Genomic DNA, 23,892 nt, shown 5'->3' with positions numbered 1-23,892 from the left:
ACCTTTTGGATTATTTGTAGCTAATGGCTAGGTTGGCTAGCTTTTTTAGGTATTCTTTTGAATCTTCTTTTTTAGCTATTTCGATCATTTCATTTCTGAATAGAATTTCCATTTCAAGCTCCGAAGCTCTTTCAAATAAAAGTTCATCGTCTCGGATTGGCCACCATTCATATAGGGCATATGAAATTGGGTGAAACATCGAATACCAACCTAGAATGTGAATCCCTTCATTGATGTACTTTAGAAATAATCCCTTGTCTGGATCAATAAATGAAGAGGCATAAATCGACAAAAATAAAAAAGTAAGACCAATAAACAGTGATCTAAAAGCCACTTTAAATATATGGCGTCTTTCTAATCTCTTCATATCAGATTCATATTCGAAAAATTTTCTAATCGCTTCTTTAATAGAAGAATCATTTTCAGAAACGCCTCGCGGTTGGGTGATATAAATCTTAAGTTGTGCAGGCTGATCGTCCGGCAATTCTCTTAAAGAAGTGATAATGTACTTCGCAGCATCTTCATCAAGATCTTTTTCTCTAAAAGGCGCTGGATCTCGGCCATCAAACAGATGGTCGGTAGTTTTAATATTCATCTCAATAGTATTTCTACCATTGATTTTTTTATAGCGCTTGCTGCGCGTGGGTTTATTGTTGAAAAACATAAAAGCTCCGTTTTTGAGGACGAGAGTTGAGCGCTAAGTAAACCTGTCTTATATGTAAGGTAAACCTATAACTCTAAATCTTATCGTTTATTATTTTTTTTGAAAATTCGAAATATACTTCAGAGGGGTAAGCTAACCACCAGAGTATATTTTAAGCATTAGAATGGATAACTTCATATAACACCATCCTGTTAAGGTTAAGGAGATCATAGAGTGATCACCTTGAGATACTACCAGTATATCATAATGAACTGCTTTTGGTAAAGCTATGTCTCAGTCTAGAAAATATAATGGTGAGACAGTTATAGTGACTTTTAGATCGTCAATATGAGATTGAAAATTTGATTTAAAAACGCGTTTATGAGTCTTGGAATTCATTCTAAAAGTGAACCTAGTATCCAATAGCTTTAAGCCACTCTGGCGTAGGATCAATGATTTTTCGTTGTGCTAAATCAAAAAGTGCGTAGGTAAAAACGGCAATTGCAGATTCTTCGCCTTTTTCATTTATTATTTTTTGCTCAATAGTTCCGATTTTTCCTTCATGTTTTTTGCAAGAAGTAAGAACTTTTATTTTTTCACGTAATTTTAATTCCTTTCTAAACTTTAAATTTACTTCTAAAATTACAGGTCCAATTTTTTTAGCCATAACTTCTTTTAAGCCATAGCTATTTTGTGTGATTAGATCCCAGCGAGCTTCTTCCAAAAGCTCGAGATATTTAGCGTTATTCACGTGACCGAAAGTGTCTAAGTGAGCTTCTTTTATAAGTAAATTGTATTCAAAAATTTTAGGTGTCATTCATAAAGGATATAGCTAAGATGTGTTCAAAGGCAAAGCCCTTTAGAGAAAAATTAAGGAAAAATGAAGCAAAAATGATAAATTTTAAAAACTTTAAATTTCATTCAGTTATAGATTTGCCTAAAGATTATGAAATATTCGATTTTACTCAAGGCTATGATGAAAATCGCAATCTTAAGTTTCCTTATGGAATAGGGAAGTACAATGAGAAAAGAAAAAACATGTACACGGGGCCACTTTATGTGGATCAAAGGGATATACATGTTGGAATAGATATTGGAGCTCCTGTAGGGACCCCCGTGCATGCCTTTTATGATGGTGAGATCTATATGGTAGGTTATAATTCTCAGCCTTTAGATTACGGTTATACTGTCATTACAAAGCATGTCCTTGAGAAAACAGATCTCTATGTTCTTCACGGTCACTTGAACAAAAAGTCCATTGAAACCAAAAAGCCTGGCCTAAAATTTAAAGCAGGTGAGGTCATTGCATGGCTAGGAGATAGAACTGAGAACGGTGGATGGAATCCTCATCTTCATTTTCAACTGTCTTACGAAAAACCAGAAACATGTGATATGCCAGGAGTTGTTCACGAAAAGAATTTAAAAGAATCTTTAGAAAAGTACCCTGACCCAAGACTTATCTTAGGGCCACTTTACTGATACCTCTGAATCTAAACGAAACTAAATTGAATAAGACTTGAGTGACAATGATTCCCGCCAAGATCCAGATCGCTTGAAATTCTGGTTCAAAAACCATCTTGTGCCCATCTGAGCTCAAAGAATTTCCAAGCATTGACAGAGCTATAAAGGAAGCAATCACCAATCCTGGTAAAACAGAATACCTGTTGCGAGCGATCCACCGGATTTCTTGATTAGATAAAATAATGAGAGAAAGAGTTTGTGCAATTGCAAAATAAAAAGTAGCACAGAAAATCGCACAAGCCCAAGTTCCAATGCTCATAAAATAGTGAGTAATATCATGCCCCCCTAGAGCCGGACCCAATCCAAACTGAGGACAGATTGCCAAAGTGAATACTCCGGCTGAAAGATTCAAAGCTGCAAATTTTAAAAGCAAATTTAAGGGTTTTGTTGGAGATAGATCTTTTTCTATATTTATATAAATATGATTCTCTAGCTCTTTGGGAACGGGAGTTTCTTTTGTGTTTAAAAAATCTATAAATTCTTTTTTCATCTTTCATCCTTTAAAAATTTATTTTTAAGTTCTGAAACTGCGCGGCTCACTATTTTTCTAATATTCTGTGGTGTTGTGTTTAAACTTTTCGCTATCACTTCAAAATCCAAATCTTCGGTGTATCTCATTTCGAGTACTTTCTGATAACGTGGATTCAATTCTCTTACAGCGTTGTCGAGATCAATGTGAATTTGTGGCTCTGGATCTTCCATAATCATCTCTTCTTTGAGTTCAAGATGTTCTTTCTTTTTTCGAAGCTCATCGGTCATCGTGTTTTTTATCAATACGAAAAACCAGGGTAAAAAAGGCTGCTCAGTATTGAATTTTTCTTTATTCACATGAAGTTTCATAAAGACAATTTGGAGGACATCCTTTGAAACCTCTTCATTTTTTAACTTCTTGAGTAGGTAACCATAAACCAATCCCGAGTGTCTTTTGAATAGAGTATTAAAGGCACTCTTGTCAGAGGCTTGGTAAAGCTCCATCAGTTTTTCATCCGTCATATTGTCGTAATTCACGATCGCTTTCCTTATTGCTATTACGGCTGCGCTCTTTATTTTGTGACAGCCACCAGATTTTTGTCACATAGGGACGGCTGAGTTCGTATATAGACTGTAATAAGCTGAAACATAATAAGTAGCTTAGATAAAATGAGGTAAAATGAAAATCTATTTATTCATTTTAATATTAGCAGTCATAGGATTTGTTCCTCGCCTGGTTGTTGCCCATCCCACCAGCTCCCAAGGCACTTTGAGTCTTATGGGAGAGCATTCTGAGGATATGTCTCATTACGATGTTATATACTCATTAAAGTATTGGTTGGGTTTAGGAGCTCGCATGCACCAACAAAGATATCTCTTGGGAAAAACGGATGTGGCCCTCGGAACTATGGGCTTCCTTTTGTACAGGTCCAACGGTGAAGAGCATCAGGGGAATGTTTACTTGGTGGGTGGGGCAGGGAATGCGTGGTTTAAAGATTTAGACAACAATACATTGAATGATGATTTTGCTTACTCCACAGGGATTCAGGCTGATTATGAAACTCGAAAAATATATACTCTCGCAAAGTACGAAAATATAAAAACCAAAAACGATATCATCAGTGAGTATTATGAATTGCGAGCTGGGTTTGCTCCCTTTGTAGCAGGTTACTATGATCTCAATGCCTGGTTTATTCTTCAAGCAACAATGGATAGAGCGGAAAGTGAGAGCATCGATCTCGCTCCGGTTATTAGGCTCTTCTACAAAAACGTATTAACAGAATTTGGTTCTACAATTGATGGAAATTTTATTTTTAATTTTATGGTTCATTACTGAGTACATTTTTAATTAACAAAATAGGAGAATTTATGAAAAAATTATTTTTAGTAGCTGCACTAGCACTATTGCCTCTTTCTGGTTTTGCGGGAGAAGCCAATGTAAAAGTGAATGGAATGGTTTGCAGCTTCTGCACAAGCAAGTTAGAGAAATCTTTTAAGGCCAAAGACGAAGTGAATGTTGTGCACGTGGACCTAGATAAAAAGAATGTGCATTTGGTATTTAAAGATCAAAAGAATCTTTCTGACGATGAAATCAAAAAAATTATAACCGAAGCGGGTTATAATGTTGTGAGGGTTGAAAGATAATTCAATATGAAAAAGTTTGTAAATTTTCTTACGCTCTTTACGTCCTTTTCCACATTGATCTGCTGTGCTCTGCCAGCCTTGGTAGTGACACTTGGGTTTGGCGCAGCGTTGGCGGGTTTTTTAGGCGACAATCCACAGCTTATTTTTATTTCTGAAAATAAGTCTGTGATATTTGCTTTAGGAGCAATCTTACTGAGCTTAGGCGGTTATTTGCAGTATAGGGTTAGATTTGAACCCTGTCCTCTGGACCCCGAACTTGCCCGTGCTTGCACAAGCTCGAGGGTATTTTCATTCAGAGTATACGTTGTTTCAGTGATCATTTATTTAGTGGGCTTTGTATTTGCCTATCTAGCTCCATATTTTCTAAATGATTAGTTAGAAAAAAGTCCTACGCACAGAGATCCACGTTGTGGTGAAGAGATTTTAGTAGTCTCTAAAGTAGTTCTTTCGCTTCTTGATGGATTTGTTTCAGCCATTACTTTTTGGCTAAGGCTATTGAGAGTATTAACAATCTTTTTTGTGCCGGCAGTGATCGTATTAAAAACAACTTTTCCTGGCCAATAAATAATTGAGGTTGCATTTCTGCCCACCATTCCCATTTCTTTTATAAATGAGATAAATGCTCCAGCGTAGAGTACTGGAATTTTATGTCCTTTGTAAGTTGGGAATTTTCCATTCCAGCTGAGGTACATCGCTTTATTCCATTCTTCCCTTAATTCTTTACTGGCCTTGAAGTCTTTTTTCTCTGCATATCTCATAATTGTATAGTGAAGAACCGGAATGGTTGCGATCATGGCTAGGCGAGATGCAGAAAAATCTAAATACATAATGCTAAATAAAACATCCATTGCCAACAGATCGGCAGTTCTAAATATATTGCTACCCAAATACCAAGTCTGTTGCTCAAGCATTGATTGGTCGATCTTAGTTCTTAATTTTAAAGTATTAATTTCTTTTAGATTTAAGCCAGCGTTCTCCCTCATTTGAGGAACTTTATACCACCAAGTTTTTCCAAAGTTGTTGATCATAGCATTTGCGATATTCAACATTGAAAGTTTAAAAGCAACTTCATTCAAAGAAAACACCGTATCAAATCCATGAACAGCTACAAGTAAGATATAGTTAAAGACAACGCTATTTAAAAAAGATTTAAATAATATGGAGGATTTGCTGGAGTTCACGTTGATCCAATTCCTAGCCGTTGAAGTAATACTGAATGCAAAAGCCCAGCCTGCGACCAAGAGGACTGAGAAAGGATCTACGCTATCGCCTTGAAGTTGTTTAAGAGATACGAAGATTCCTGTTTGTATCCCAGTTGAAAATAAACTGATTAGAGCATCACCAGTTAAAAAAGTTAAAGGCTTCTGAAAAATATTTCCATTGTCCCAGTACTCCCAATTAAGGCGAGTTCCTTTTTTAATACTTGTCCAGTAAAGTGCAGCTTTTTGAAGAGGAGAATAGCTTTCGTATCTTGGATATTCTTTAACAAATCGTAGGGCATTTGCACGACCACTGTAACCAATCACTTTAACTAGTCTTCCGGTTTTAATTTTTCCGTATTTGTCATACTTCTTTTCTGGCTTACCTTGTTTGGCTGCATTGACAAGTGCATCCACATATTCCTTTGCATCTGCGGGATTGATTTCTTCTAAGTTAGGAAAAGGGTTGTATTCTTCTGGATGAACTTTTGTATGCATCTGTTGTAGAGCGATGTATCTTTCATATTCTGAGAGAACTTCTTTTCGAGTTCTTGCCTCATTGTTTGCTGCAATTTCACCCAATTCCAATCGTTCTTCAGGAGTTAAGCTTTCAAGAGGAACAAGGTCTGTGTCGATAAAAACATAAGACGTGTCTGTTCCATAGTGTACAAATCGAGTAAAGATTCTTCCGCTATCCTTAAATCCAAAACTATTGAATTCTGCTTTTCCTAAACCTTTGATTTCGACAGCAACTTCGCGCTCTTTTTGGCGAGATCTTACATCATCGGCTAAGTTGACGCTCTTTTCTGCTTTTTCTGCAAGTGCTCTTGCAAGTACAATCAAATCCATTTGAACTTTTGCAGGCTCATTGAATAGATTTTCGATAAGTAACTTTGAATCTTCACTGAATTGAGATGCGTCTTTTAGAAAATTTTCTTCTGCAAGTTTCTTAAATTCTTCAGGTAAGAAAACAGAGTATTCTTTTTTTGTGCGCGGTGCTTCACCAGAATCTGCTGTAAAACCTAATGTTGATCCGAAACTAATTTGAAAGATGATCGCGAACGCTAGAACCTGTCTAAAAAGACTTACCCAAAGTAAACTATTACCTGCCCCAAGGAATCGTTTAACCACTATTTACCCCACGTAAAAAGATGAAGCCCATATGTAAACGAATTATGTATTTTTATTAACAACTTGCTGGAAATTGGAAAACATTACAGCTTGCGGGCCGAGTTATGATTAATGATTAAGCGACACGGAAAGAATACTTTTATTGAAAGAGGCGAGCACACATAGCGTGCTGTGCTCTTTGGTGTTTTTTAGAGGCTTGAATGATCTGGACCGGATGTGGCTTTCCACCTTCAGTTTGTACGGTCATGGCCAGTGCGAAGCGATCTTGAGTTTCTCTAACTCGCTCTCTAGTGTCTTCTTGATTTTTAAAGTCTTTCAGAATTCCTTGGTAAGTTTCGAATGTATAATAAGCCACTTTTCGACTCAGCCATGCAGAAAATTGCTTTGCACTATCCCAAACTTCAAGTGGAACTTTTTTAACCGCATAACCTACGAACTGAGAACCAGGAATACCGAATATTCTTAATCTATTCCAGCGCTTAATTTCATCTTGAACATATTCGTTGTATCTTGAAATTAAAGTGGGATTTTCACCAATTTCAGCAAGCTTTTGGCCATATTTTATTTTGTAACGGATTTGTCTTACTTCGCTAATAGGTCCCAGGACCAAATAAAGTAAATGTCCTAAAGGAACTCCTGCGACCATGTAACCAAATCGTGAGAGAAGTCCTACAGGAGTTGTAATAAATTGTACAGCTTGGTTCTCATAGTTTTGTCTTGGGATGTAGGTTTCGTGCTCTGTAGGAACAAGCCATGGTAATGTCATCTTGATGTCTTTATGGAACTTAAGAATAAAATTCTGTTCCCAGGCTTTAGGATCACGTTGTTGAATCGTAAATTGTTCTCTGATCCATCTAAAAACTTTAAGAGTATCGATCTCTGTTTCCACGACTTCGAACTCCATAAATTTCATATTGTGTTTCCACGGCAGCACAATATTGAAATCTTTGACCTTCATTGTGCCTTCTGCTTCACCAGTTCTTTGTCTTTCTCTAGCAACTTCTGTAGTTGAAGTTTTGGTTACGCTCTTAACCCCAATATTTACCGCGTTGTCTGCTGTATTTCTAAAACCTTCGCCGGTATTTAAAGCTAAGGATTCTGATGAAAGTCCTAGGAATGAATAAGTTTGAGTGACACCAGGAAGAGCGGCTTTCATAAACCTTGAGAAGTCATTTCCGGTATAAGCAATATTTGCCCAAGTTTTACCGAAGATTCCAAAAAACAAACTCCATGCAAATGAAACTTGCGCCACTTTGCCAGCAGTGAGCCCTGTAGGTAGTGCGTCTGAAAAAACCCATCCTGTGCCTAAAGCTAACGTTGCTAAAACAGTTGCAAAGAAACCACCCAATAAATAGTCTCCAGTTCTTAAAACTCTTAATTTTCCTAAACCTTTATTTTCATCCCATACCGGAGCACCATAAACAGGGGGTTCCCATTTCGATCTCCAAAAAGATTTCCAATAATCCAAAGTGAATTTTTTTGGTTTATGAATCATGGTTTTGCTTTCAACTTCCCCCGTGGATCCGTCGTAAAGAATAACCATGACATCTTCATTGCCTTCTCGAGTCTTTGCAATTTCAGTTTCTTGTTTTGCGAGATCAACCCAAGCATCATATTTTCTGTCGACCAATTGTCTAAACCAACCTTTGGTTTTCAATTCGCTGAAAGGTTTATTTAATACATCATCAATGCGAGATTTAATTTCTTCAGGAGGAGTTTCGATAGTGTCCGTTTCTTTAGGTCTTTCAAACGCTTCGCTCAAAGGTTGGTATTGGAATTTTGGATTCCATGCGGAGTGAAGCATTCTTGCGTACAGAGTTCTAAAATGCCTGAGGATAAATTTACGATGATCGAGTTCGAGTTGGAGTTCTTTTTTCGAAAGACCTTGCAGTGTAGGATCTAAATATTCCATGCCTAGCTTTACACGCTTTTCAGATTCTTCTAGAAATTCTATATCAATTTGACTTTTGTCTAAGAAGAGAATTGGTATTTTCAGTTCGTTGTGCCTCACTTTTGTAAAGTAATAGGGACCACGTTTTGTATTGATAACTAAAGGTTCTGCTTTTCCAACATTCTTAAACTCGTACTGGATGCTTTCGGAGTCTTTTCTTTTAGAAATAATTTTACCAACCGCTTCTGCACCTAAAGTCTGTTCATTCATTTTTACTTTATGATATAAGTTTTTTAATAGGAACAAGACTTCTTGCATATTTCTTGTTGGGATATCGATGATTTTTTTGAGTTCTTTTTTTTCTTCTTCAGTAAGTTCTTTTTCATTTTGAGTGAACTTATCTGGATCCATTTGGGTGAAGATAGAAGGATCAAGTGCGATGGGGGTTGGATCGAATTCTTGACCAAACGCAGGAGATACATCCGTTATTAAAAAACAGATTAATAGGAGCGACGTTACAACTTTTTTACCAGCATTGCTCACTTAGAAACTACCTCAGCTCTTGACCCTAGAGTGCATTCGTTTTGTATGTTTGGATAATACGACAATTGTGTATAAAATTACACTCATACAATCATTCGTTACTTTTTTACTTGATATGTATAAAGTTTGAACGACGATTGTTAGAAATGGGTTTGTTTTTGATGATTCATTTGATTTTGATTAGTCCAAATGGTTTATATCAAAGACTCGGCCTGAGGGATGACCATACAAAAAAGCCCCTGTTTTTAGCAGAGGCTTTCCAAATAATTCGATAAGATATAAATCAGTTGTAAGCTAAGTGTTTCGCCGGGATTCCGTTACAGAGTTGAGCTGTTCTGATCATCATTTCTGCTTCTGACAACTGAAGTGATTTTTCTGCCGCAACTTCTAGGCGTTCCATATATTTCACATAGTGTTTCATCACATGGCCTACGTATTCCTTAGGTTTTACGTTTTCTTTTAACTTCTGTCTTAATTTTGCTGCTCCCATATTGTATGCAGACATGTAGTAACGGCTATTGTTGTCAAACTTTCCTCTTAATTTGTTCAAGAAGAAAGCGCCCAATTTGATATTTGTAATTGGATTCTTAAGATTCACTTTTTTTACGATTTTATATTTATCGTTCAACCATTTTGCGGTAGTTGGGCGGATTTGCATAAGACCAATTTCACCAACTAATCCAATGGATTTTGGATTGAAAGCAGATTCATGCTTGATGATGGACGTTAAAAATAATGGGTCCATTTCATATTTATTGGCTTCTTCAATGATGGTTTTTGCTACTTTCTCAGACTGATTTTTATAATTTTTTGGAAGTGACTCGCGCACAATTTCCAATACCAATTGAGAAACGATTTGTTCTGCATTTTTGTTTTCTTGAAATGCACTCGGCAGTCTCTTTGAACCAACAAGTTCTTTTTGATGTTCAAATACTGAAGCGAGATCAACTGAAGGCATTGCTAAAATAGTTTGGTATGACGTGCTAGGTACGTGAAATAAACCAATCACAATCGCTGTAATATATAGTTTATTGAATTTCATAACTAGTAACTCCCTTTTGGTTCCATTTAAATTACATCCAGTAACTCTACGTCCCGTTGTGTTACATAATATAAAAGCAAGGGTGATGCCAAAATCGAAGTGCTTAGAATCACTAGTTAATCTATTTATGAGAATGTAAAAAGCGTTATATCCCAGATGAGGAGAACAGGTGTAAAGAAGTTTGCATACATGTATAACGCGTGAATATCAGAGTGAGATTTTAGACAGTTCTCCTCTAGTCTTTTTCTTCGTCTATTGAGAAATCTGGAATATTAGAGAAGGCAATGCGTGTAGGGGCGCCTTTTTTGGTTTCATGCATTCCAGCGAGGTATATGAGGTTTTTACCGTACTTTAAATTGAGGGCATCCATGGCGTGGGAGAGCTTGGTGCGATTGGTATTCTCAAAAAAAGACAATGTCCTCTCTTCGTTTGTGATGAGATTGGAAAGCGTTATAGAAACTTTTAAAGGTGTTCCTCGTTGTTTTCTTCTCGACCACATATCTTGTAGGATGTGATTTAGACCATGTACATCTTGGCAATCATCCATGCGAGTTTCTTCCGACCATTTTGTGCGATCGGTATAGCGTATAGAAACATACATGGCGCGAGCCCAATAGTTGTCTCGCCTCATAGCAAGACCTGCTTTATGAAGCAGTTTTTGAGCAATACCAAAAGCACTGGCCTGAGTTCTCAACTCTGGTGAAAGCACATGGGATCGATTGAGGGATTTGGTATTTTCAGTTTTTGCATCCCCAAGATCTTCGCCGCGAATCCAATGATAATATCTTTGGCCCACGATTCCGCCCCAAATGTTTTTCATCGATTTCTCATCTTGATTGAACATATCTTGAACGGTGCGAATGCCTTTGAGATTCAAGCGCTCTTCCATGCCGCCACCAATTCCTGGGAAATCACGAAGTTTTAAGGATAGAAGTTTCTTGGGAATGTCCTCTTTCAAAATGACGGTAAGTCCATTAGGTTTTTGCATATCACTTGCGACTTTAGAAAGAAGTTTATTTGTCGAAAGGCCAATGGAGCATTTGAGTTGTGATCCTACAGAAAAAATCTTGGCACGGATTTCTTCTGCTAATTTTAAAGCATTTTCTAATTTTTGATCGCGGCCGCCCAATTTCAACGCCACTTCATCAATAGACATAACGGCATGAACCGGATGGCAACTCTCTACGGCTTCCACAATACGATTATGATAATCTACATAATGCCTGTGGTTTGCTTCTACAAAAATAATTCCAGGACACATTCTTCTGGCGTCACTGACACGAACATTGGTTTTAACGCCAAATTTTTTAGCCTCAATACTTGCAGCGATAACACTTGTGGTTTCTGCCATAGTTGGAAGCACAGCTAATGGCTTTCCACGATATTTTGGGTTGAGTTCTTGTTCAACGGCAGCAAAGTAAGAATTAAGATCTACAAAGATCCACTGAACTGTAGATTGAGAGGCTGTCGGTTGAGAGTTCATTTCAGGCATAAAACTAGATTTATCAGTTTCGAAAACAGTTGTCATGAGACATTTTTAGGTAGCAGTTCAGGTATGTCTAAACTACTCTACAGTGGAGGCAGTTTGACGATCGCCTTTTTCTTTTTGTTTTAACTTAAAGGTATAATTAATTTTAAAATATATTCCTTCAGGGAAACGCCACTTGCTGATGGCGTGAGAACTACAGTCATAAAGCTCTGTATCATTCAATTCATTGTCAGATTCATTGAAATTTGAGGCGATACCGATTTCATTGATATCCCAAGAAATTTTGAGCTTACCATTTTTATCCAATCCATCTTCTAAGCGTTGATTATAACAATCTTGAATGTCCTTAAGGTTTTTCTTGATAATATTTCTAATTTTATCTTCCTGTGAAAGCTTTGGAATTTTAGAAACAATCTTTCCGCCACGTTTTTCAAAGTGGTCATAATAGTACTTCATTCCGTATGCTGATCCTGCAACTGCAAATACAGATAGAGACAATAAAATTATCTTTTTCTTATTCATATACCCTCTAGAAAAAACCGTAGACAATCAAATAGACAGTAATAGGAAGATAAATTTTGGTTTTTTGATTATTATTTAGATATTTTATAGAACTTTTCATGAAAGGTAAATTCTCTAAAAGAATACGGAAATGCTAAGGAGGGGTTCTTGTTCAGGAATACGAATTTTTCTTAAAATGATACATCCCAATCTGATTTTTCAATTTTAAGGAGTTGCCTCAAAATGAGATGGGGTAAAAATTCATTAGAGTGTGGAATTTGTCCGCACGATATTCACTCAAATCTAAATCCTTTAGTGCAGACCTAGGTACAAAATTTGCGAATAGGAACTGAAGAAGCAGATAGGCACTCACAATCAATTTCTTAAGATTCTTTAGGGTAGATAAAAGCTCAAAAGTACTTAAGGTAAACAGGAGAGAATTATGAATAGAACATCACTTAAATTATCAGCAATTGTGCTATTGGGTTTTTCAATAGGCGGCTTTAGAGTAGGCGCACAAGCATACACAACTGCACCGACAGAAGCATCTAATCCCAGCGTTTTGGATCAAAGCTCAGGAACTACTCAAGATGTTGAGGTTACTCGCTTGATTCGTGAAGAACTTGGTAAAAACGATAGTTTTTCAACGTCAGCTAAAAATATTGAGGTTATTACACTTAATAATACAGTAACTTTAAAAGGTAGTGTTGCAACTCAAAATGAGAGAACTCAATTGATTAATGTAGCACAAAGAGTTGCAGGGAACAGAGCTGTTCGTAATGAGATCACGGTAGATACAACTAGAAGATAACTTACTGAGAACAGAAGTTTTCAGCACAATAATTACAGCGCAACAAGCGGAGGAGGATTTTAATGACAACATCTCAATACCAAAAAGCAAAAGCAGTATTCGGTGTTTTTGAAACTCGAATGGAGTTGGAAAAAACGGTAGATAACCTCAAAGCCCAAGGATATAGAAATTCAGATATTTCTGTTTTGATTCCCGGCGAAAGCGATGAATTTTTTGAAAAGGATCAAAAAGAAACTAAGGCTTCGGAAGGTGCTGCAACAGGTGCCGTTGGAGGACTTGCATTTGGCGGAGCTTTAGGATGGTTGGCAGGTGCAGGTGCACTAGCTATTCCAGGAATTGGCCCTTTTGTAGCAGCAGGTCCTATTATGGCAGCCATTGCTGGAGCAGGGATTGCCGGTACAGTAGGAGGAGTTGCAGGAGCACTCGTAGGGTCAGGCATCCCGGAGGATGAAGCAAAAAAATACGAGAGCTATGTTAAAGAAGGGGCCATGCTTCTCTCTGTTCATGCTGATGACATGAATTGGATGAATAAGGCGAGATTGATTCTTCAATCAGGCGGAGCCAAAGACGTAACCGCAGTATCAGAGAAAGACAGTAAAATAATTAGAAAAGAAATTAACAGGGGAGAGATGGAATCTCGTTTCTAGTTATTTCTTAATTCTCTAATTATTTTAGAAAAGCGCATGGGATTTTTTCCATGCGCTTTTTTTATTATTAAATTGAATGAGTTCAATTGAATTTATTAGATGCAGGAGCATCACTTGCCGGAAAGGATTGCCAAGACGTTTCGTCTATAATATCTCTTTTGCCTTTGGCATATTTTCTTCCTGAATCAGGTTTATCAAAATTATTACTATTTTTGTCTTTTGATTTTTTATAAGCTTCCCATACAGCAGCGGCAATCGTTATTGCTTGCAGAGTGACTACACCTATTTTAAAGAATCGAATAGCTTTAGTTATAATCATAAATACCTCTTTTCAAATCAATAAATTGCAACCCACATTCCAGTTCATATGAATTAAAAGCTGCTCCGAGCCTAGCACTTTGTCTGTTTTGCCCCAAGGCATGGGAAATATGCGACATTTTTCTAACCTACTTACCGATATAAAAAGTCATAACTCATCGGTGAAGTGGAGGCTGTTTGAAGGGTCTAGTTTGCTTATTATTAAGCGCATTTATCCTTACGGGATGCGGATTACAAAAAACAAAAACTAAAAATATTTTAGAAGTAACAGACGATGGAGATGTTCATTACGAAGGAACAAATGAGTTTGGTGAATTCAATGATCATCAAATTTTTTTAGATCCTTTAGCTCAAGAATATGAAAAAGGTATTGTGATTGCCAACCAATTAAGCTCAGTAAAAACAATTTTAAATAATGGTTTAGAAAACAGAGTCAATGTAGTGTTGATCGGTGATGGTTACACGAAATCTCAACTCTCACAATATGCAGAAGACGCTCAAAACATTTCTAATAAGTTTTTAGATCAAGAACCTTTAAAATCCTATAAATCTTATTTTAATGTTCATAGGGTAGATGTGATTTCTTCTCAGTCAGGTGTGGATAATGATCTTTCTAATGGTCGTAAGAGAGACACCGCTCTAGATATGAATTATTGGTGCAGTGGAATAGAGAGACTTCTTTGTGTAAATATTCAAAAGGCAAAGCAATATGCAGCGAACGCCCCGAAGGTAGATCAGATTCTTGCCATTGCAAATTCCACGAAGCATGGGGGTGCAGGATACTGGGGAGATGGCGTAGGAACGTTGGCTTCAAGAAATCCAAGTTCTATAGAAACCGCAATTCATGAATTTGGACATACTTTTGGAAAGCTGGGAGATGAGTACAACTATGTAGGATCGAATTCTTCTGAATGTCTAGCCAAAGCCAATGGATCAAGCCTGACATCCTTACAAATGCTAGCTAATAAAACCAAATGGTTTCGCTGGCTGGATCTGAATCATATAAAAACTTTTGAAGGAACTTGCTATACAAATTCTGGATACAGACCTACGGAAAACTCCAAGATGAGGACTTTGGGTTTGCCTTTTTATGAAGTGAACTCAGAGCAATTGATTTTTTCAATTTACAAAAAAGTAAAACCGATTGAAGCAGCGACTGCTCCAGGAACTTATCCAAAAGATCGAATTCTGAGAGTCACACCAATGCAACCTATAGGGCACACTTTGGATGTAAGATGGTATCTCAATGGAAATGAAATTCTGAATGCTGCTCAGAAACTGAATTTCTCGGTTGCTAGTTTAAGGCTAACTTCAGGAACCCATAAAATAACTGTGAAAGTAATAGATAAAACCTCCAAAGTCCGCGATGAGGTTCAAAGAGCCCAGCTTATGACTGATTCTAGAACATGGACGATTCAATAGTGTTTTATTGCTTTAGTGGATTCCATGAAGAAGTCCTTTTCCTAGACCAAGGTTGGCTACATAGTAGTTTTGGTCTTCATTTTATCTATATAACTTTGTTATCCTAAGAGTATGAAAATACTCTCAAAACTTCTATTGATTCCAGTACTTGTTTTAACTTCGTGCACATTGCCTCAGAGAGGTCCAACAGAAAGAAACGTTCCCATCAAAGCTAGAAATTCTAATGAGCCGATGAAGCGTGTTTTTGTTTTGCCTTTCGTCGATGTCGCAAATCAAAAATCAAAAAATGTTTTAGATGGTGCACGTAGAGTTTTTGTTACAGAGCTTTTAAGAACAGGAGAGTTTATTGTTCTTAAGAACTCGGATTTTCCGAAAGATTTTGAAACTTTTAAAAAAGGCCCTGAAAGTGGCTACGAATATGATCTCGGAAAAGTGAGTGAGCTTTCTCAGGGGCAAGGTGTTACTGGAGTTATTGAAGGTCAGATCTTAGAAGTGAAAACGAAAAGAGTTGGTGATGACGTTGGAATCGTTAGGAAAATCAAAGTTATCGTGGAAGCAAAAGTTAGAATCAGAGCTTTTGCTGTGGACGGTAAGAAAGAGATTTTCAACGAAATTAGATCTGCAACAGTAGAGGCGACGACAACAAGATTTGCAGAGCGTGGATATAGTAATTTGGATTTAGAAGATGATCCGGTTCTTGTTAACGAAGTTGTTCAAAAAGCTTTTGAAAGTTTGATTCCCGGTTTAACTGCGGCAATGAGAAAGCTCTCCTGGGCAGGTCGCATAGCCATGGTTCGTGGTGAAAAAATCTACATCAACGCAGGTAGAGTATCTGGAATCCAAGTTGGGGACCTTTTAAAGGTGATGGATCAGGGGCAAGATATCTTTGACCCACAAACAGGAACTTTTTTAGGACGCGCAGAAGGTCGAATGAAAGGAACTATTGAAATTGTTAGCTATTTTGGTAAAGATGGCGCCATAGGAGTAGTTCATTCTGGAGCCGATTTTAGAGAAAACGACAAAGTCGAACTGTACTGAGTATCCGGCTCCATCAATACGATGGCTAGGAATGCTGTCTTATTCCATAGCCCTTGAACTCCAGCATCAATTTGTTAATCAAGTCGAATTCAATCCAAAATCCATGACTATATTAGGAGTGGAACATCCTTCTGTGATCACCTTAGGAAAACGTGCCGAGCCCTCAGAAGAAATTAAAATCACTTTGGATTCTCTAGAAGACCTTAATATTCAGTATTATAAAGTCGATCGCGGGGGACACGCCACACTTCACTCTCCTGGGCAGCTTGTTATATATCCAATCTTAAATCTTTCGGAATATGGTTTAACAGTAAGAGATTATTTGTGCGCACTTCAGAAGTCGACAATCGCATTTTTTGATCAATTGGGAATTAAAACTTTCGCGAAAGAAGATTCTCCGGGTATCTATACAAAAAAAGGCAAAATTGCTTTCTTTGGAATTAGAGTTAAAAAAGGCATTGCTTTTCATGGTCTCGCAATCAATGTTTCAAATGATACCGAAGATTTTTCTTTGATCCGTTCATGCGGAGCTAGTCTTGAAACCTTCGACAGAGTGGCCGACCATGGTGTTAAAATGCCCCTGGCGGACTTATATTCTAGGTGGACTGATGCATTTTTAGAGAACATATAAGTTGGGATTGAAAATGTTTATTTTAGGATTACTGGTACTCGTTTTGGTTACAGAATATATCGTTTATTATTTTGGAAGAGACGTGAACTTTCAGAATCCTGAACTTATTGTCGTCTTAGGCTGTGGTGATCGTGTGAGTAGTCCTTTGTTGAATGATAGATTGGAAGCTGCAGTTCGTGCGTACATCGCATTTCCTGGTATTCCTATTCTTCTTACCGGTGATGAAAAGAATAAAAATGAAATCTCGGCCATGTCAAAATATTTAAGAGGGAGGCTGCCAAAAGCAAATATCCTTCTTGATCCTAATTCTCTAAACACATGGGATTCTTTTGTTTATATAAAAAATAATTTTTCAAAAGCTCATTTATTAGTAGTGACTAATGAATTTCATCAAAAGAGAGCAATCTTCTTTGCTAAGATCCTTAAGCTAACAGCCAAAAGCTATGGAAAAGACTTAAATTTTTCAAACAACTGGTATCTTTTCATAAGAGAGAGGCTTGCAAGGTTGCTGATATATAAACACTTAGTGATATCAAGCCACAAAAAATCACAAGCTTAGGCTCATCTTCGGTTAATATTGGTGCGCTCGCCCTGACTCGAACAGGGGACCCTGTGGATGTCGACCACATACTCTAACCAACTGAGCTACGAGCGCACTAGGATAAACTTTTAGATGATTCTGGATGGATTGACAAATATTTTTCGCTATATAGAATGTCTCAGATGAAACTAATTGGGTTATTTGCACTTTTATTACTCCTTTCTTCATGTGCGGCGAAAAATATCGCAGTTCAAGGGCTGCCTAGTCCTGAACAAAGCCCCAAAAACAAAGAAGCGACTGTTTTGGTTATGACTGAAAGAGTTTTCAATTTTGCTCCTAATTCTTCAGAGTTAGAAGCGGAAGACCAAAAGTCTTTCCAAACAATTATTTCAGACATTCTCAAAAACCAAAAAAAATACCATCGTATAGAAATCATCGGTCATAGTGACCAGACAGGTACAGAAGACGATAATTTAGATATTTCAAAGGAACGTGCCTTGGCTATTCTAGAAGCCATGAAAGACTCTGGTATTGATCGTAAGAAGATCAGAACGTCATGGCTTGCAGGAACTGAGCCTGTGGAAGAAGCTAGGGAATCTTCTGTAAATCGCAGAGTAGAAATTCGCCTTTTTGTATCAAAAAATAATTTTTAATAAAGAAAGACCTTCTGCAAACAACTAACTCACGTTTGCAGAAGGTCTTGAATTTTGATCTGTACCCCTAATCATAGTTTTAAATCCCTGAAATCTAAAACCACTACCCCCTTGAACGCCCACTCTCATAAGCCCCACGATTGATGACCGTTTCCGGTCTTTGCACCTAACTAAACCACATTACTAACCAACACTTACCAACCAATATTCCGACCCCTCGGAATACTTATGTTTTATGAAGAAAGCCTCACAAATACAAATCGAAAGATTTTATTTTTACTATAAGTAATTATTTGTTTGCGAATAGTTCTTGGGGCTCCAAAGATCCCATATTTGATTTGAGTGAGAGCGGTATATGTTTTTTTAATACTATGTTGTAAATATTCAAAAAATATTTATTTCAAAAGAGCATCAAGCTTTCCCAATTTGTCTAGAGCATTCATGTCATCGAATCCACCTATCAAATTGTCATTGATAAAAATTTGAGGAAGAGTTTTCAATCCTGTTTTCTCGACTAATTTTTTTAATTCTTCTGCGTTCCCGTCAATATTTCTCTCTTCAAATTTCGCACCTTTTCTATTTAAAAGATTTTTTGCACGATCGCAGTAAGGACAAAAGTTTTTTGAGTATACAATGATATTTGCCATTTCTTATTTTAGTAGTTGCTGTAGCGACTACTGTCTCCTTTGGTTTCTCTCTATGAGAGCATCTTTACTATGTACTCGAAATCTTTTTTGTCAACTGGGTTGATGGACAGGCGAGAGCCCTTTTGAATAACAATCATGTTCTTCAAATTCTTGTCATTTTTTATTTCACTCAGAGAAAATAGGTTTTTAAATTTTTTTTTGAATTTCACTTCTACGCAGTACCATATGGGCTTTTCTTTGGTGGCTTTGGGATCAAAGTACTCACTTTTTTTGTCAAATTGAAGAGGATCAGGTAGAGGAAGTTTTGATACCTCCGCAATCCCTGCGATGCCTGGGGGTTCGGCATTTGAATGGTAAAAGAGTACTTGATCGCCCAGAGCCATATCTTTCATCATAAAGTTTCTTGCTTGGTAATTGCGCACGCCCTCCCAGAGAGTGGTTTTGCTCTTTTCTAGGTTGTCTATGGAGAATACATCAGGTTCAGATTTCATTAGCCAATACTTCATATGACGCTCATTCTATAACTCACTTTTTATATTGTCACGCTGAAGAGGGGTTACTATTGTACTTATGTACAATATAAAAATCAGGGGATATTATGAGTTTTAGAACTGAAAACGATTCAATGGGTGATATTCAGGTTCCTTCAGACAAGTATTGGGGAGCACAGACACAAAGGTCATTGCAAAACTTTAAGATTGGTAATGACCATTTTCCAAGAGAGATGATCAGAGCTTTAGGAATTTTAAAGAAATCTGCGGCTCGTGCAAATGCAAAGTTAAAACTTCTTGATGAGAACAAATTAAAGTTTATTCAATCTGCTGCAGATGAGGTGATTGCGGGAAAACTTGATGCTCACTTTCCCTTGGTGGTTTGGCAAACAGGCAGTGGTACACAAACAAATATGAACACGAACGAAGTGATTTCTAATCGTGCAACCGAACTGATGGGTGAAAAATTAGGTTCTAAAAAAATTCACCCCAATGATGATGTAAACAAAGCCCAATCCTCTAACGATACATTTCCAACGGCAATGCATATTGCAGTGACTGAACAAGTCCATCACAAGCTTTTGCCTGCTCTTAAAGACATCGAAAAAAGTTTAGATAAAAAAGTAAAAGAATTTGATAAAATTATAAAGATTGGGAGGACGCACTTAATGGATGCAACTCCATTGACTTTGGGACAAGAATTCTCAGGATACCTTGTGCAAGTTAAAAATGGTATCAAGCGTGTAGAGCAGAATCTCCCTTTCTTATATGAATTGGGAATTGGCGGCACAGCTGTAGGGACAGGATTAAACACCCATCCGAAATTTGCAGTGACGGTGTCGGAAGAAATCGCTAACGAAACAAAACTACCTTTTGTGAGTAGTCAGAATAAATTTGAATCACTGGCTGCTCACGATGCCTTGGTGCAGCTGAGTGGAACCTTAAAAACTCTGGCTGTGAGTTTTATGAAAATTGCAAATGACATTCGACTTTTAGGTAGCGGTCCTAGGTCGGGCTTTGGAGAGTTGATTTTACCTGCGAATGAGCCTGGAAGTTCCATCATGCCAGGAAAAGTGAATCCCACACAGTGTGAGTCTCTTACGATGGTTTGCGCACAAGTGATTGGAAATGATATGGCAGTCACAGTTGGTGGGCTTCAGGGACATCTTGAATTGAATGTGTTTAAACCGCTTATTGTATTCAATTGTTTGAACTCAATTCGCATTTTGAGTGATGGTGTGAATTCATTTAGAACAAATTGTTTAGATGGAATTGAGGCCAATAAAAAGCAAATAAAAAAACATTTAGAGAATTCATTGATGCTTGTGACGGCTCTTAACCCTCACATCGGTTATGACAATGCTGCGAAAATTGCAAAAGAAGCTTACAAAAACGGAACTACGCTCAAAGAAGAAGCGGTGAAGTTGGGTCTTATGGATGAAAAGAAGTTTGATGAGGTCGTTAGACCTGAACAAATGATTGCACCACAAGAAGGTAAGATTGGCTCTGGTGGATGATGCTCGAAAATATTCCTAAGCCTGAATGGCTCTCAGATAAAAACATAAAGCCCTATGTCTTTGTTAGACAAGAAAATAGGATTCTTCAACCAGGATCTCTTCATGAGTTTCCTTGGTTCAGTAATAATTTTTTAGTTAAGGATTCATTAAAGATGAAAGAATCGCATTTTGGGCATGCGATTATGAATCTTGATGCGATTGCTTTTGGCAAACAGCAAATGGTAACTCCGCCATGGGTATTTTATGATTGCGGAGTTTTACCAGGAATCATTGCTGGTTTTGCTGCGAGAACGGAATCTCTGCCTGTAAAATTAAAAAGAAAACTAAGAGTTAATCCGTTGGAAGAATGGACTCCTATCTCTTTATTTATAGTAATTCCAACGGTTCAAACGGGAACATGGATGGCCCACAATTTAGCATCGGTGAATTCTATTTTAGATAAAAAAGAGCAGTACAAGTCTTTGGGTTTTTTATCAAAGGCTTTTGGTCTTTGGTATGCAAATATTGAAAGACTGTATGGCGTAACTCAGTGGCACTCGCCTGCGTTGAAACTACATCCGAGCTATGGAGAGTTTCAATTGATTACTACCTTTACACCTCTTCATGATTACTCCAATAGCGTAACATATTGTTGTTTGGTAGACTCAAAAATGTGGCCGCAGATTTTAGATAAAAAAATGATTTCAGAAAAAAGTTTCTTAAACAATTATAAATCTATTGGCACTTTAGATCCAAAAGACGAAAAAGCGCTTAAGAAATTGCAAAAAAGATTAGAAGATCAAAAAGAGAAAATTTATCTCTCGGGCATTGAAATTCTCAATAAAGGAATTGGTGAATCTATTAACCTCTACAAAAGAAAACCTAAGGCATCAAAGACCATAAAAATAAAAAGTAGTTCTCGAAAATAATCGAAGTGGAAAAATAGCAATGAATTGGTGTTCTATATGAATTGGTACGATGGACTCAATGAAGAACAGCAAAAAGCTGTGGCACATGATTTTGGGCCCATGTTGATTTTGGCAGGTGCAGGGTCCGGCAAAACCACAACGCTTGTGGCAAGAACAGGAAGATTGATTTCTGAACGTATCACTAGACCTGAAAATATGTGTGTGCTTACTTTTACAAATAAGGCTGCCAGGGAACTCAAGCATAGAGTTGAAGTTAAGCTCAGTAAAAATTTTCCTAAAGTGAACAAGCAGCTCTATACAGGGACTTTTCATTCTTTTGGTGTGAGAACGCTTAAGACCTATCATAAAGAAGCTAATCTTCCGAAGCATTTTGGAATTATGGATCAGCAGGATTCAGCTGGAGTTATTAGGGAAATTTTAAAAGACTACAATCTCTACAAAAAAGATAAATTCGATCCAGATCTTTTGATCGCACAAATGTCTCGTTGGAGAGAAGTAAATCAAAAAGAATCTAAGACAGATCAAGAATACGACATTACAACGGAGTGGTTGCTTCCAAAATATTTGAGAAAAAAGGAATTATTAGGAGTTGTCGATTTTGATGATTTGATTTTAAAGGTGATTGATCTCTACAAATCTCATCCCGCTGTACTCGAAAAGGAACAAGATACTTGGCAGCAACTGATGGTGGATGAATTCCAAGATACGAATATTGGCCAGATGAAACTTGTGCAACTTCTCTCACAAAAAAATAATAATATTTCAGTTGTAGGAGATGATGATCAATCCATCTATGGTTGGAGAGGCGCTCAAGTTCAAAATATTTTAGATTTTCCGAAAAAATACAAAGACTGCTTGGTGGTAAGATTAGAAAAAAACTATCGTTCAACGGAGCATATTTTAAATTTAGCTAATAATGTGATTTCTAAAAATGATAAGAGACATGGTAAAATTTTAGTTAATCCTAAAAATAAAGATATCTCTGTTGGAGCTCTTCCGGAGGTATTTAAATTTGATTTGGATATGGAAGAAATTGAAGGCGTTGCTAGAGAAATTCAAAGCTTCAAAGAAAAGGGTTATAAAAATAAAGAGATTGCTGTTCTTTTTAGGGCGAATGCTCAAGGAGCTTTGTTAGAATCTACAATGAGAGAAAAACAAATCCCTTATAAAATTTCTGGTGGGATGAGTTTTCTTGAAAGAAAAGAAGTCAAGGATGTTCATGGGTACATGAAATGTGCTTTTAAGCCAAACGATGTAGATTTTCGTAGAATATTCAATACTCCATCTCGAGGCTTAGGAGAAACTACTTTAGAAAAAATCGTAGAAAACTCTAAAGCCCTCAATTCGACTTTTTATAAATGCGCAATGAACTGGGCACTGGCAGGTGTGAGTCCTAAGGCCGGGGAAACAATCGATTCTCTATATAACTTTTTAGAGTCTTTAAAAAAAGAGATGTTAACGAATACAAGTTTCACTCCTGGACAATTACTTTTGAAGGCCATGGAGCAAGTCGGATACAGGCAGCTTTTAAATGATATTTCTAAAGATCAGTTGATGGGACAAAAGCGTTGGAATTTGGTTGAAGCTTATGCTCGTTGGATGGATCGATTTATTGAAAAAAGAAAACGTGATCTGCCAACTTTTGATGATTTTATTACGAGTTTGGATTTAAGAGATCAAGAGGATGAAGATCGAGAAAAGGATGAAGTTCAGTTGATGACCCTTCATGCGTGCAAGGGGCTAGAGTTTCCTTGTGTGATATTAATAGGCTTAGAAGAAGATATTTTACCTCACAAAAGATTGGGTGGAGATATTTCAGAGGAGCGCAGGCTTTTTTATGTAGGGATTACTCGGGCTCAACAGCACCTTATTATGACCTACTCTCAAAAACGCCAAATCAATGGGAAGTGGGTTTATAGAATTCCTTCAAGGTTCCTCGAAGAGGCAAATCCCAAGTACTATCAACGATTCAACACTGGACATCGCCCTCTGGCGGTCGATCAAAGAAAGAAAATGCTCTCGGATTTGATGAAGCAACTTGATGGAAATAAGTAGTTTGATTCCTTGGCTGCTATGATAATAACCATATATATGGCGTTTTTTTCATACGAACTAATTTCATAAGACACCATTGTAAGAGTTTTGTTTTTGAAATTTGAGTTCGCCATTTCAAAAACAGTGCTCTATCTTTGA

The 23,892-nt window shown here is 37.2% G+C and carries 26 protein-coding genes and 1 tRNA gene; 14 read left to right on the top strand and 13 right to left on the bottom strand.

The features are described 5' to 3' along the window. Positions 1-10: 10 nt before the first annotated feature. Together V4596_04215 and V4596_04210 are read right to left on the bottom strand one after the other, a co-directional pair. Positions 11-664 carry a hypothetical protein gene (locus tag V4596_04215; GenBank protein MES2768328.1) on the bottom strand — a complete coding sequence of 218 codons (654 nt, stop codon included), beginning with the start codon at positions 662-664 and terminating at the stop codon, positions 11-13. A gap of 391 nt (positions 665-1,055) precedes the next feature. After that, on the bottom strand, positions 1,056-1,460 hold the full coding sequence (locus V4596_04210; GenBank protein ID MES2768327.1) for an acyl-CoA thioesterase: 405 nt from the start codon (positions 1,458-1,460) through the stop codon (positions 1,056-1,058). A 74-nt stretch (positions 1,461-1,534) separates the two neighbouring features. Between V4596_04210 and V4596_04205 the strand changes: the two genes are divergently transcribed. Continuing rightward, the gene (locus V4596_04205; GenBank protein MES2768326.1) at positions 1,535-2,122 is read left to right on the top strand and encodes a peptidoglycan DD-metalloendopeptidase family protein; all 588 of its coding nucleotides are present in this window, start codon (positions 1,535-1,537) and stop codon (positions 2,120-2,122) included. Here the strand turns inward: V4596_04205 and V4596_04200 are convergent. After that, on the bottom strand, positions 2,100-2,654 hold the full coding sequence (locus tag V4596_04200) for a hypothetical protein (protein ID MES2768325.1): 555 nt from the start codon (positions 2,652-2,654) through the stop codon (positions 2,100-2,102). The two genes, V4596_04205 and V4596_04200, sit on opposite strands and share 23 nt — an antisense overlap. Continuing rightward, positions 2,651-3,172 (bottom strand): sigma-70 family RNA polymerase sigma factor, encoded by a 522-nt coding sequence (locus V4596_04195; protein MES2768324.1) that lies wholly within the window; start codon positions 3,170-3,172, stop codon positions 2,651-2,653. The genes V4596_04200 and V4596_04195 overlap by 4 nt, the downstream gene beginning before the upstream one ends. Positions 3,173-3,314: 142 nt before the next feature. Here V4596_04195 and V4596_04190 point away from each other — a divergent pair, with 142 nt between their 5' ends. From V4596_04190 to V4596_04180, 3 genes are read left to right on the top strand one after another with little or no spacing between them, the layout of a single operon-like run. Next, on the top strand, positions 3,315-3,971 hold the full coding sequence (locus tag V4596_04190; protein ID MES2768323.1) for a hypothetical protein: 657 nt from the start codon (positions 3,315-3,317) through the stop codon (positions 3,969-3,971). A gap of 32 nt (positions 3,972-4,003) precedes the next feature. Then, on the top strand, positions 4,004-4,279 hold the full coding sequence (locus V4596_04185; GenBank protein ID MES2768322.1) for a cation transporter: 276 nt from the start codon (positions 4,004-4,006) through the stop codon (positions 4,277-4,279). Positions 4,280-4,285: 6 nt separating this feature from the next. Further along, positions 4,286-4,654: a hypothetical protein gene (locus V4596_04180; protein MES2768321.1), complete on the top strand. Its 369-nt coding sequence runs from the start codon at positions 4,286-4,288 to the stop codon at positions 4,652-4,654. Here the strand turns inward: V4596_04180 and V4596_04175 are convergent. The 5 genes from V4596_04175 to V4596_04155 all read right to left on the bottom strand — a co-directional run bounded on the left by V4596_04175 (position 4,651) and on the right by V4596_04155 (position 12,096). Next, complete coding sequence (locus V4596_04175) at positions 4,651-6,609, bottom strand: hypothetical protein (protein MES2768320.1); 1,959 nt, start codon at positions 6,607-6,609, stop codon at positions 4,651-4,653. The two genes, V4596_04180 and V4596_04175, sit on opposite strands and share 4 nt — an antisense overlap. A 139-nt stretch (positions 6,610-6,748) precedes the next feature. Further along, a complete protein-coding gene (locus V4596_04170) occupies positions 6,749-9,043 on the bottom strand; it encodes a hypothetical protein (protein MES2768319.1) in 2,295 nt (764 codons plus the stop codon). 283 nt (positions 9,044-9,326) lie between these two features. Continuing rightward, entirely contained in the window at positions 9,327-10,085 is a 759-nt protein-coding gene (locus V4596_04165) for a lytic transglycosylase domain-containing protein (GenBank protein ID MES2768318.1), read from the bottom strand. A gap of 235 nt (positions 10,086-10,320) precedes the next feature. After that, positions 10,321-11,613, bottom strand: coding sequence for a DNA polymerase (locus V4596_04160; protein MES2768317.1), 1,293 nt, complete (start codon positions 11,611-11,613; stop codon positions 10,321-10,323). A gap of 36 nt (positions 11,614-11,649) precedes the next feature. After that, positions 11,650-12,096 (bottom strand): AgmX/PglI C-terminal domain-containing protein, encoded by a 447-nt coding sequence (locus tag V4596_04155; GenBank protein ID MES2768316.1) that lies wholly within the window; start codon positions 12,094-12,096, stop codon positions 11,650-11,652. Positions 12,097-12,517: 421 nt separating this feature from the next. On the opposite strand from V4596_04155, the gene V4596_04150 reads away from it, so the two are divergent. Beyond that, positions 12,518-12,886, top strand: coding sequence for a BON domain-containing protein (locus tag V4596_04150; GenBank protein MES2768315.1), 369 nt, complete (start codon positions 12,518-12,520; stop codon positions 12,884-12,886). Between the two features lie 62 nt (positions 12,887-12,948). Next, a complete protein-coding gene (locus V4596_04145; GenBank protein MES2768314.1) occupies positions 12,949-13,533 on the top strand; it encodes a DUF3341 domain-containing protein in 585 nt (194 codons plus the stop codon). Positions 13,534-13,615: 82 nt separating this feature from the next. On the opposite strand, the gene V4596_04140 is transcribed toward V4596_04145, so the two are convergent. Continuing rightward, entirely contained in the window at positions 13,616-13,852 is a 237-nt protein-coding gene (locus V4596_04140; protein ID MES2768313.1) for a hypothetical protein, read from the bottom strand. Positions 13,853-14,028: 176 nt separating this feature from the next. On the opposite strand from V4596_04140, the gene V4596_04135 reads away from it, so the two are divergent. From V4596_04135 to V4596_04120, 4 genes are all read left to right on the top strand, one after another. Then, positions 14,029-15,273 (top strand): M64 family metallopeptidase, encoded by a 1,245-nt coding sequence (locus V4596_04135; protein ID MES2768312.1) that lies wholly within the window; start codon positions 14,029-14,031, stop codon positions 15,271-15,273. 111 nt (positions 15,274-15,384) lie between these two features. Further along, a complete protein-coding gene (locus V4596_04130; GenBank protein MES2768311.1) occupies positions 15,385-16,311 on the top strand; it encodes a hypothetical protein in 927 nt (308 codons plus the stop codon). 103 nt (positions 16,312-16,414) lie between these two features. Then, positions 16,415-16,942, top strand: a complete 528-nt coding sequence (lipB, locus tag V4596_04125) for a lipoyl(octanoyl) transferase LipB (protein MES2768310.1) — start codon at positions 16,415-16,417, stop codon at positions 16,940-16,942. Between the two features lie 13 nt (positions 16,943-16,955). After that, entirely contained in the window at positions 16,956-17,501 is a 546-nt protein-coding gene (locus V4596_04120; GenBank protein MES2768309.1) for a YdcF family protein, read from the top strand. A 19-nt stretch (positions 17,502-17,520) separates the two neighbouring features. Here the strand turns inward: V4596_04120 and V4596_04115 are convergent. After that, a tRNA-Val gene (locus tag V4596_04115) sits at positions 17,521-17,597 on the bottom strand. Positions 17,598-17,665: 68 nt separating this feature from the next. Between V4596_04115 and V4596_04110 the strand changes: the two genes are divergently transcribed. Next, complete coding sequence (locus V4596_04110) at positions 17,666-18,136, top strand: OmpA family protein (protein MES2768308.1); 471 nt, start codon at positions 17,666-17,668, stop codon at positions 18,134-18,136. 395 nt (positions 18,137-18,531) lie between these two features. Here V4596_04110 and grxC read toward each other — a convergent pair whose 3' ends face one another. Further along, complete coding sequence (grxC, locus tag V4596_04105) at positions 18,532-18,783, bottom strand: glutaredoxin 3 (GenBank protein MES2768307.1); 252 nt, start codon at positions 18,781-18,783, stop codon at positions 18,532-18,534. Positions 18,784-18,833: 50 nt separating this feature from the next. Beyond that, positions 18,834-19,289: an EVE domain-containing protein gene (locus V4596_04100; protein MES2768306.1), complete on the bottom strand. Its 456-nt coding sequence runs from the start codon at positions 19,287-19,289 to the stop codon at positions 18,834-18,836. A 92-nt stretch (positions 19,290-19,381) separates the two neighbouring features. Here V4596_04100 and fumC point away from each other — a divergent pair, with 92 nt between their 5' ends. From fumC to V4596_04085, 3 genes are read left to right on the top strand one after another with little or no spacing between them, the layout of a single operon-like run. After that, positions 19,382-20,791, top strand: coding sequence for a class II fumarate hydratase (fumC, locus tag V4596_04095; protein ID MES2768305.1), 1,410 nt, complete (start codon positions 19,382-19,384; stop codon positions 20,789-20,791). Next, positions 20,791-21,699: a hypothetical protein gene (locus V4596_04090; GenBank protein MES2768304.1), complete on the top strand. Its 909-nt coding sequence runs from the start codon at positions 20,791-20,793 to the stop codon at positions 21,697-21,699. The genes fumC and V4596_04090 overlap by 1 nt, the downstream gene beginning before the upstream one ends. Before the next feature lie 36 nt (positions 21,700-21,735). Next, positions 21,736-23,754, top strand: a complete 2,019-nt coding sequence (locus V4596_04085) for a UvrD-helicase domain-containing protein (GenBank protein MES2768303.1) — start codon at positions 21,736-21,738, stop codon at positions 23,752-23,754. Positions 23,755-23,892: the final 138 nt, after the last annotated feature.

The organism is Bdellovibrionota bacterium, assembly GCA_040386775.1.
Classification (GTDB): domain Bacteria; phylum Bdellovibrionota; class Bdellovibrionia; order Bdellovibrionales; family JAEYZS01; genus JAEYZS01.
The sequence above is the reverse complement of the archived record's forward strand: the minus strand, read 5'-3'. Positions and strand labels throughout refer to the sequence as shown.

Coding starts and splice junctions, on each gene's coding strand:
- grxC (MES2768307.1), bottom strand. CDS start 18,783: ATGGCAAATATCATTGTATACTCAAAAAACTTTTGTCCTTACTGCGAT.
- V4596_04110 (MES2768308.1), top strand. CDS start 17,666: ATGAAACTAATTGGGTTATTTGCACTTTTATTACTCCTTTCTTCATGT.
- V4596_04085 (MES2768303.1), top strand. CDS start 21,736: ATGAATTGGTACGATGGACTCAATGAAGAACAGCAAAAAGCTGTGGCA.
- V4596_04205 (MES2768326.1), top strand. CDS start 1,535: ATGATAAATTTTAAAAACTTTAAATTTCATTCAGTTATAGATTTGCCT.
- V4596_04215 (MES2768328.1), bottom strand. CDS start 664: ATGTTTTTCAACAATAAACCCACGCGCAGCAAGCGCTATAAAAAAATC.
- V4596_04155 (MES2768316.1), bottom strand. CDS start 12,096: ATGAATAAGAAAAAGATAATTTTATTGTCTCTATCTGTATTTGCAGTT.
- V4596_04180 (MES2768321.1), top strand. CDS start 4,286: ATGAAAAAGTTTGTAAATTTTCTTACGCTCTTTACGTCCTTTTCCACA.
- V4596_04130 (MES2768311.1), top strand. CDS start 15,385: ATGAAAATACTCTCAAAACTTCTATTGATTCCAGTACTTGTTTTAACT.
- V4596_04090 (MES2768304.1), top strand. CDS start 20,791: ATGCTCGAAAATATTCCTAAGCCTGAATGGCTCTCAGATAAAAACATA.
- V4596_04145 (MES2768314.1), top strand. CDS start 12,949: ATGACAACATCTCAATACCAAAAAGCAAAAGCAGTATTCGGTGTTTTT.
- V4596_04190 (MES2768323.1), top strand. CDS start 3,315: ATGAAAATCTATTTATTCATTTTAATATTAGCAGTCATAGGATTTGTT.
- V4596_04120 (MES2768309.1), top strand. CDS start 16,956: ATGTTTATTTTAGGATTACTGGTACTCGTTTTGGTTACAGAATATATC.
- fumC (MES2768305.1), top strand. CDS start 19,382: ATGAGTTTTAGAACTGAAAACGATTCAATGGGTGATATTCAGGTTCCT.
- V4596_04210 (MES2768327.1), bottom strand. CDS start 1,460: ATGACACCTAAAATTTTTGAATACAATTTACTTATAAAAGAAGCTCAC.
- V4596_04185 (MES2768322.1), top strand. CDS start 4,004: ATGAAAAAATTATTTTTAGTAGCTGCACTAGCACTATTGCCTCTTTCT.
- V4596_04165 (MES2768318.1), bottom strand. CDS start 10,085: ATGAAATTCAATAAACTATATATTACAGCGATTGTGATTGGTTTATTT.
- V4596_04160 (MES2768317.1), bottom strand. CDS start 11,613: ATGACAACTGTTTTCGAAACTGATAAATCTAGTTTTATGCCTGAAATG.
- V4596_04150 (MES2768315.1), top strand. CDS start 12,518: ATGAATAGAACATCACTTAAATTATCAGCAATTGTGCTATTGGGTTTT.
- V4596_04140 (MES2768313.1), bottom strand. CDS start 13,852: ATGATTATAACTAAAGCTATTCGATTCTTTAAAATAGGTGTAGTCACT.
- V4596_04100 (MES2768306.1), bottom strand. CDS start 19,289: ATGAAGTATTGGCTAATGAAATCTGAACCTGATGTATTCTCCATAGAC.
- lipB (MES2768310.1), top strand. CDS start 16,415: ATGACTATATTAGGAGTGGAACATCCTTCTGTGATCACCTTAGGAAAA.
- V4596_04200 (MES2768325.1), bottom strand. CDS start 2,654: ATGAAAAAAGAATTTATAGATTTTTTAAACACAAAAGAAACTCCCGTT.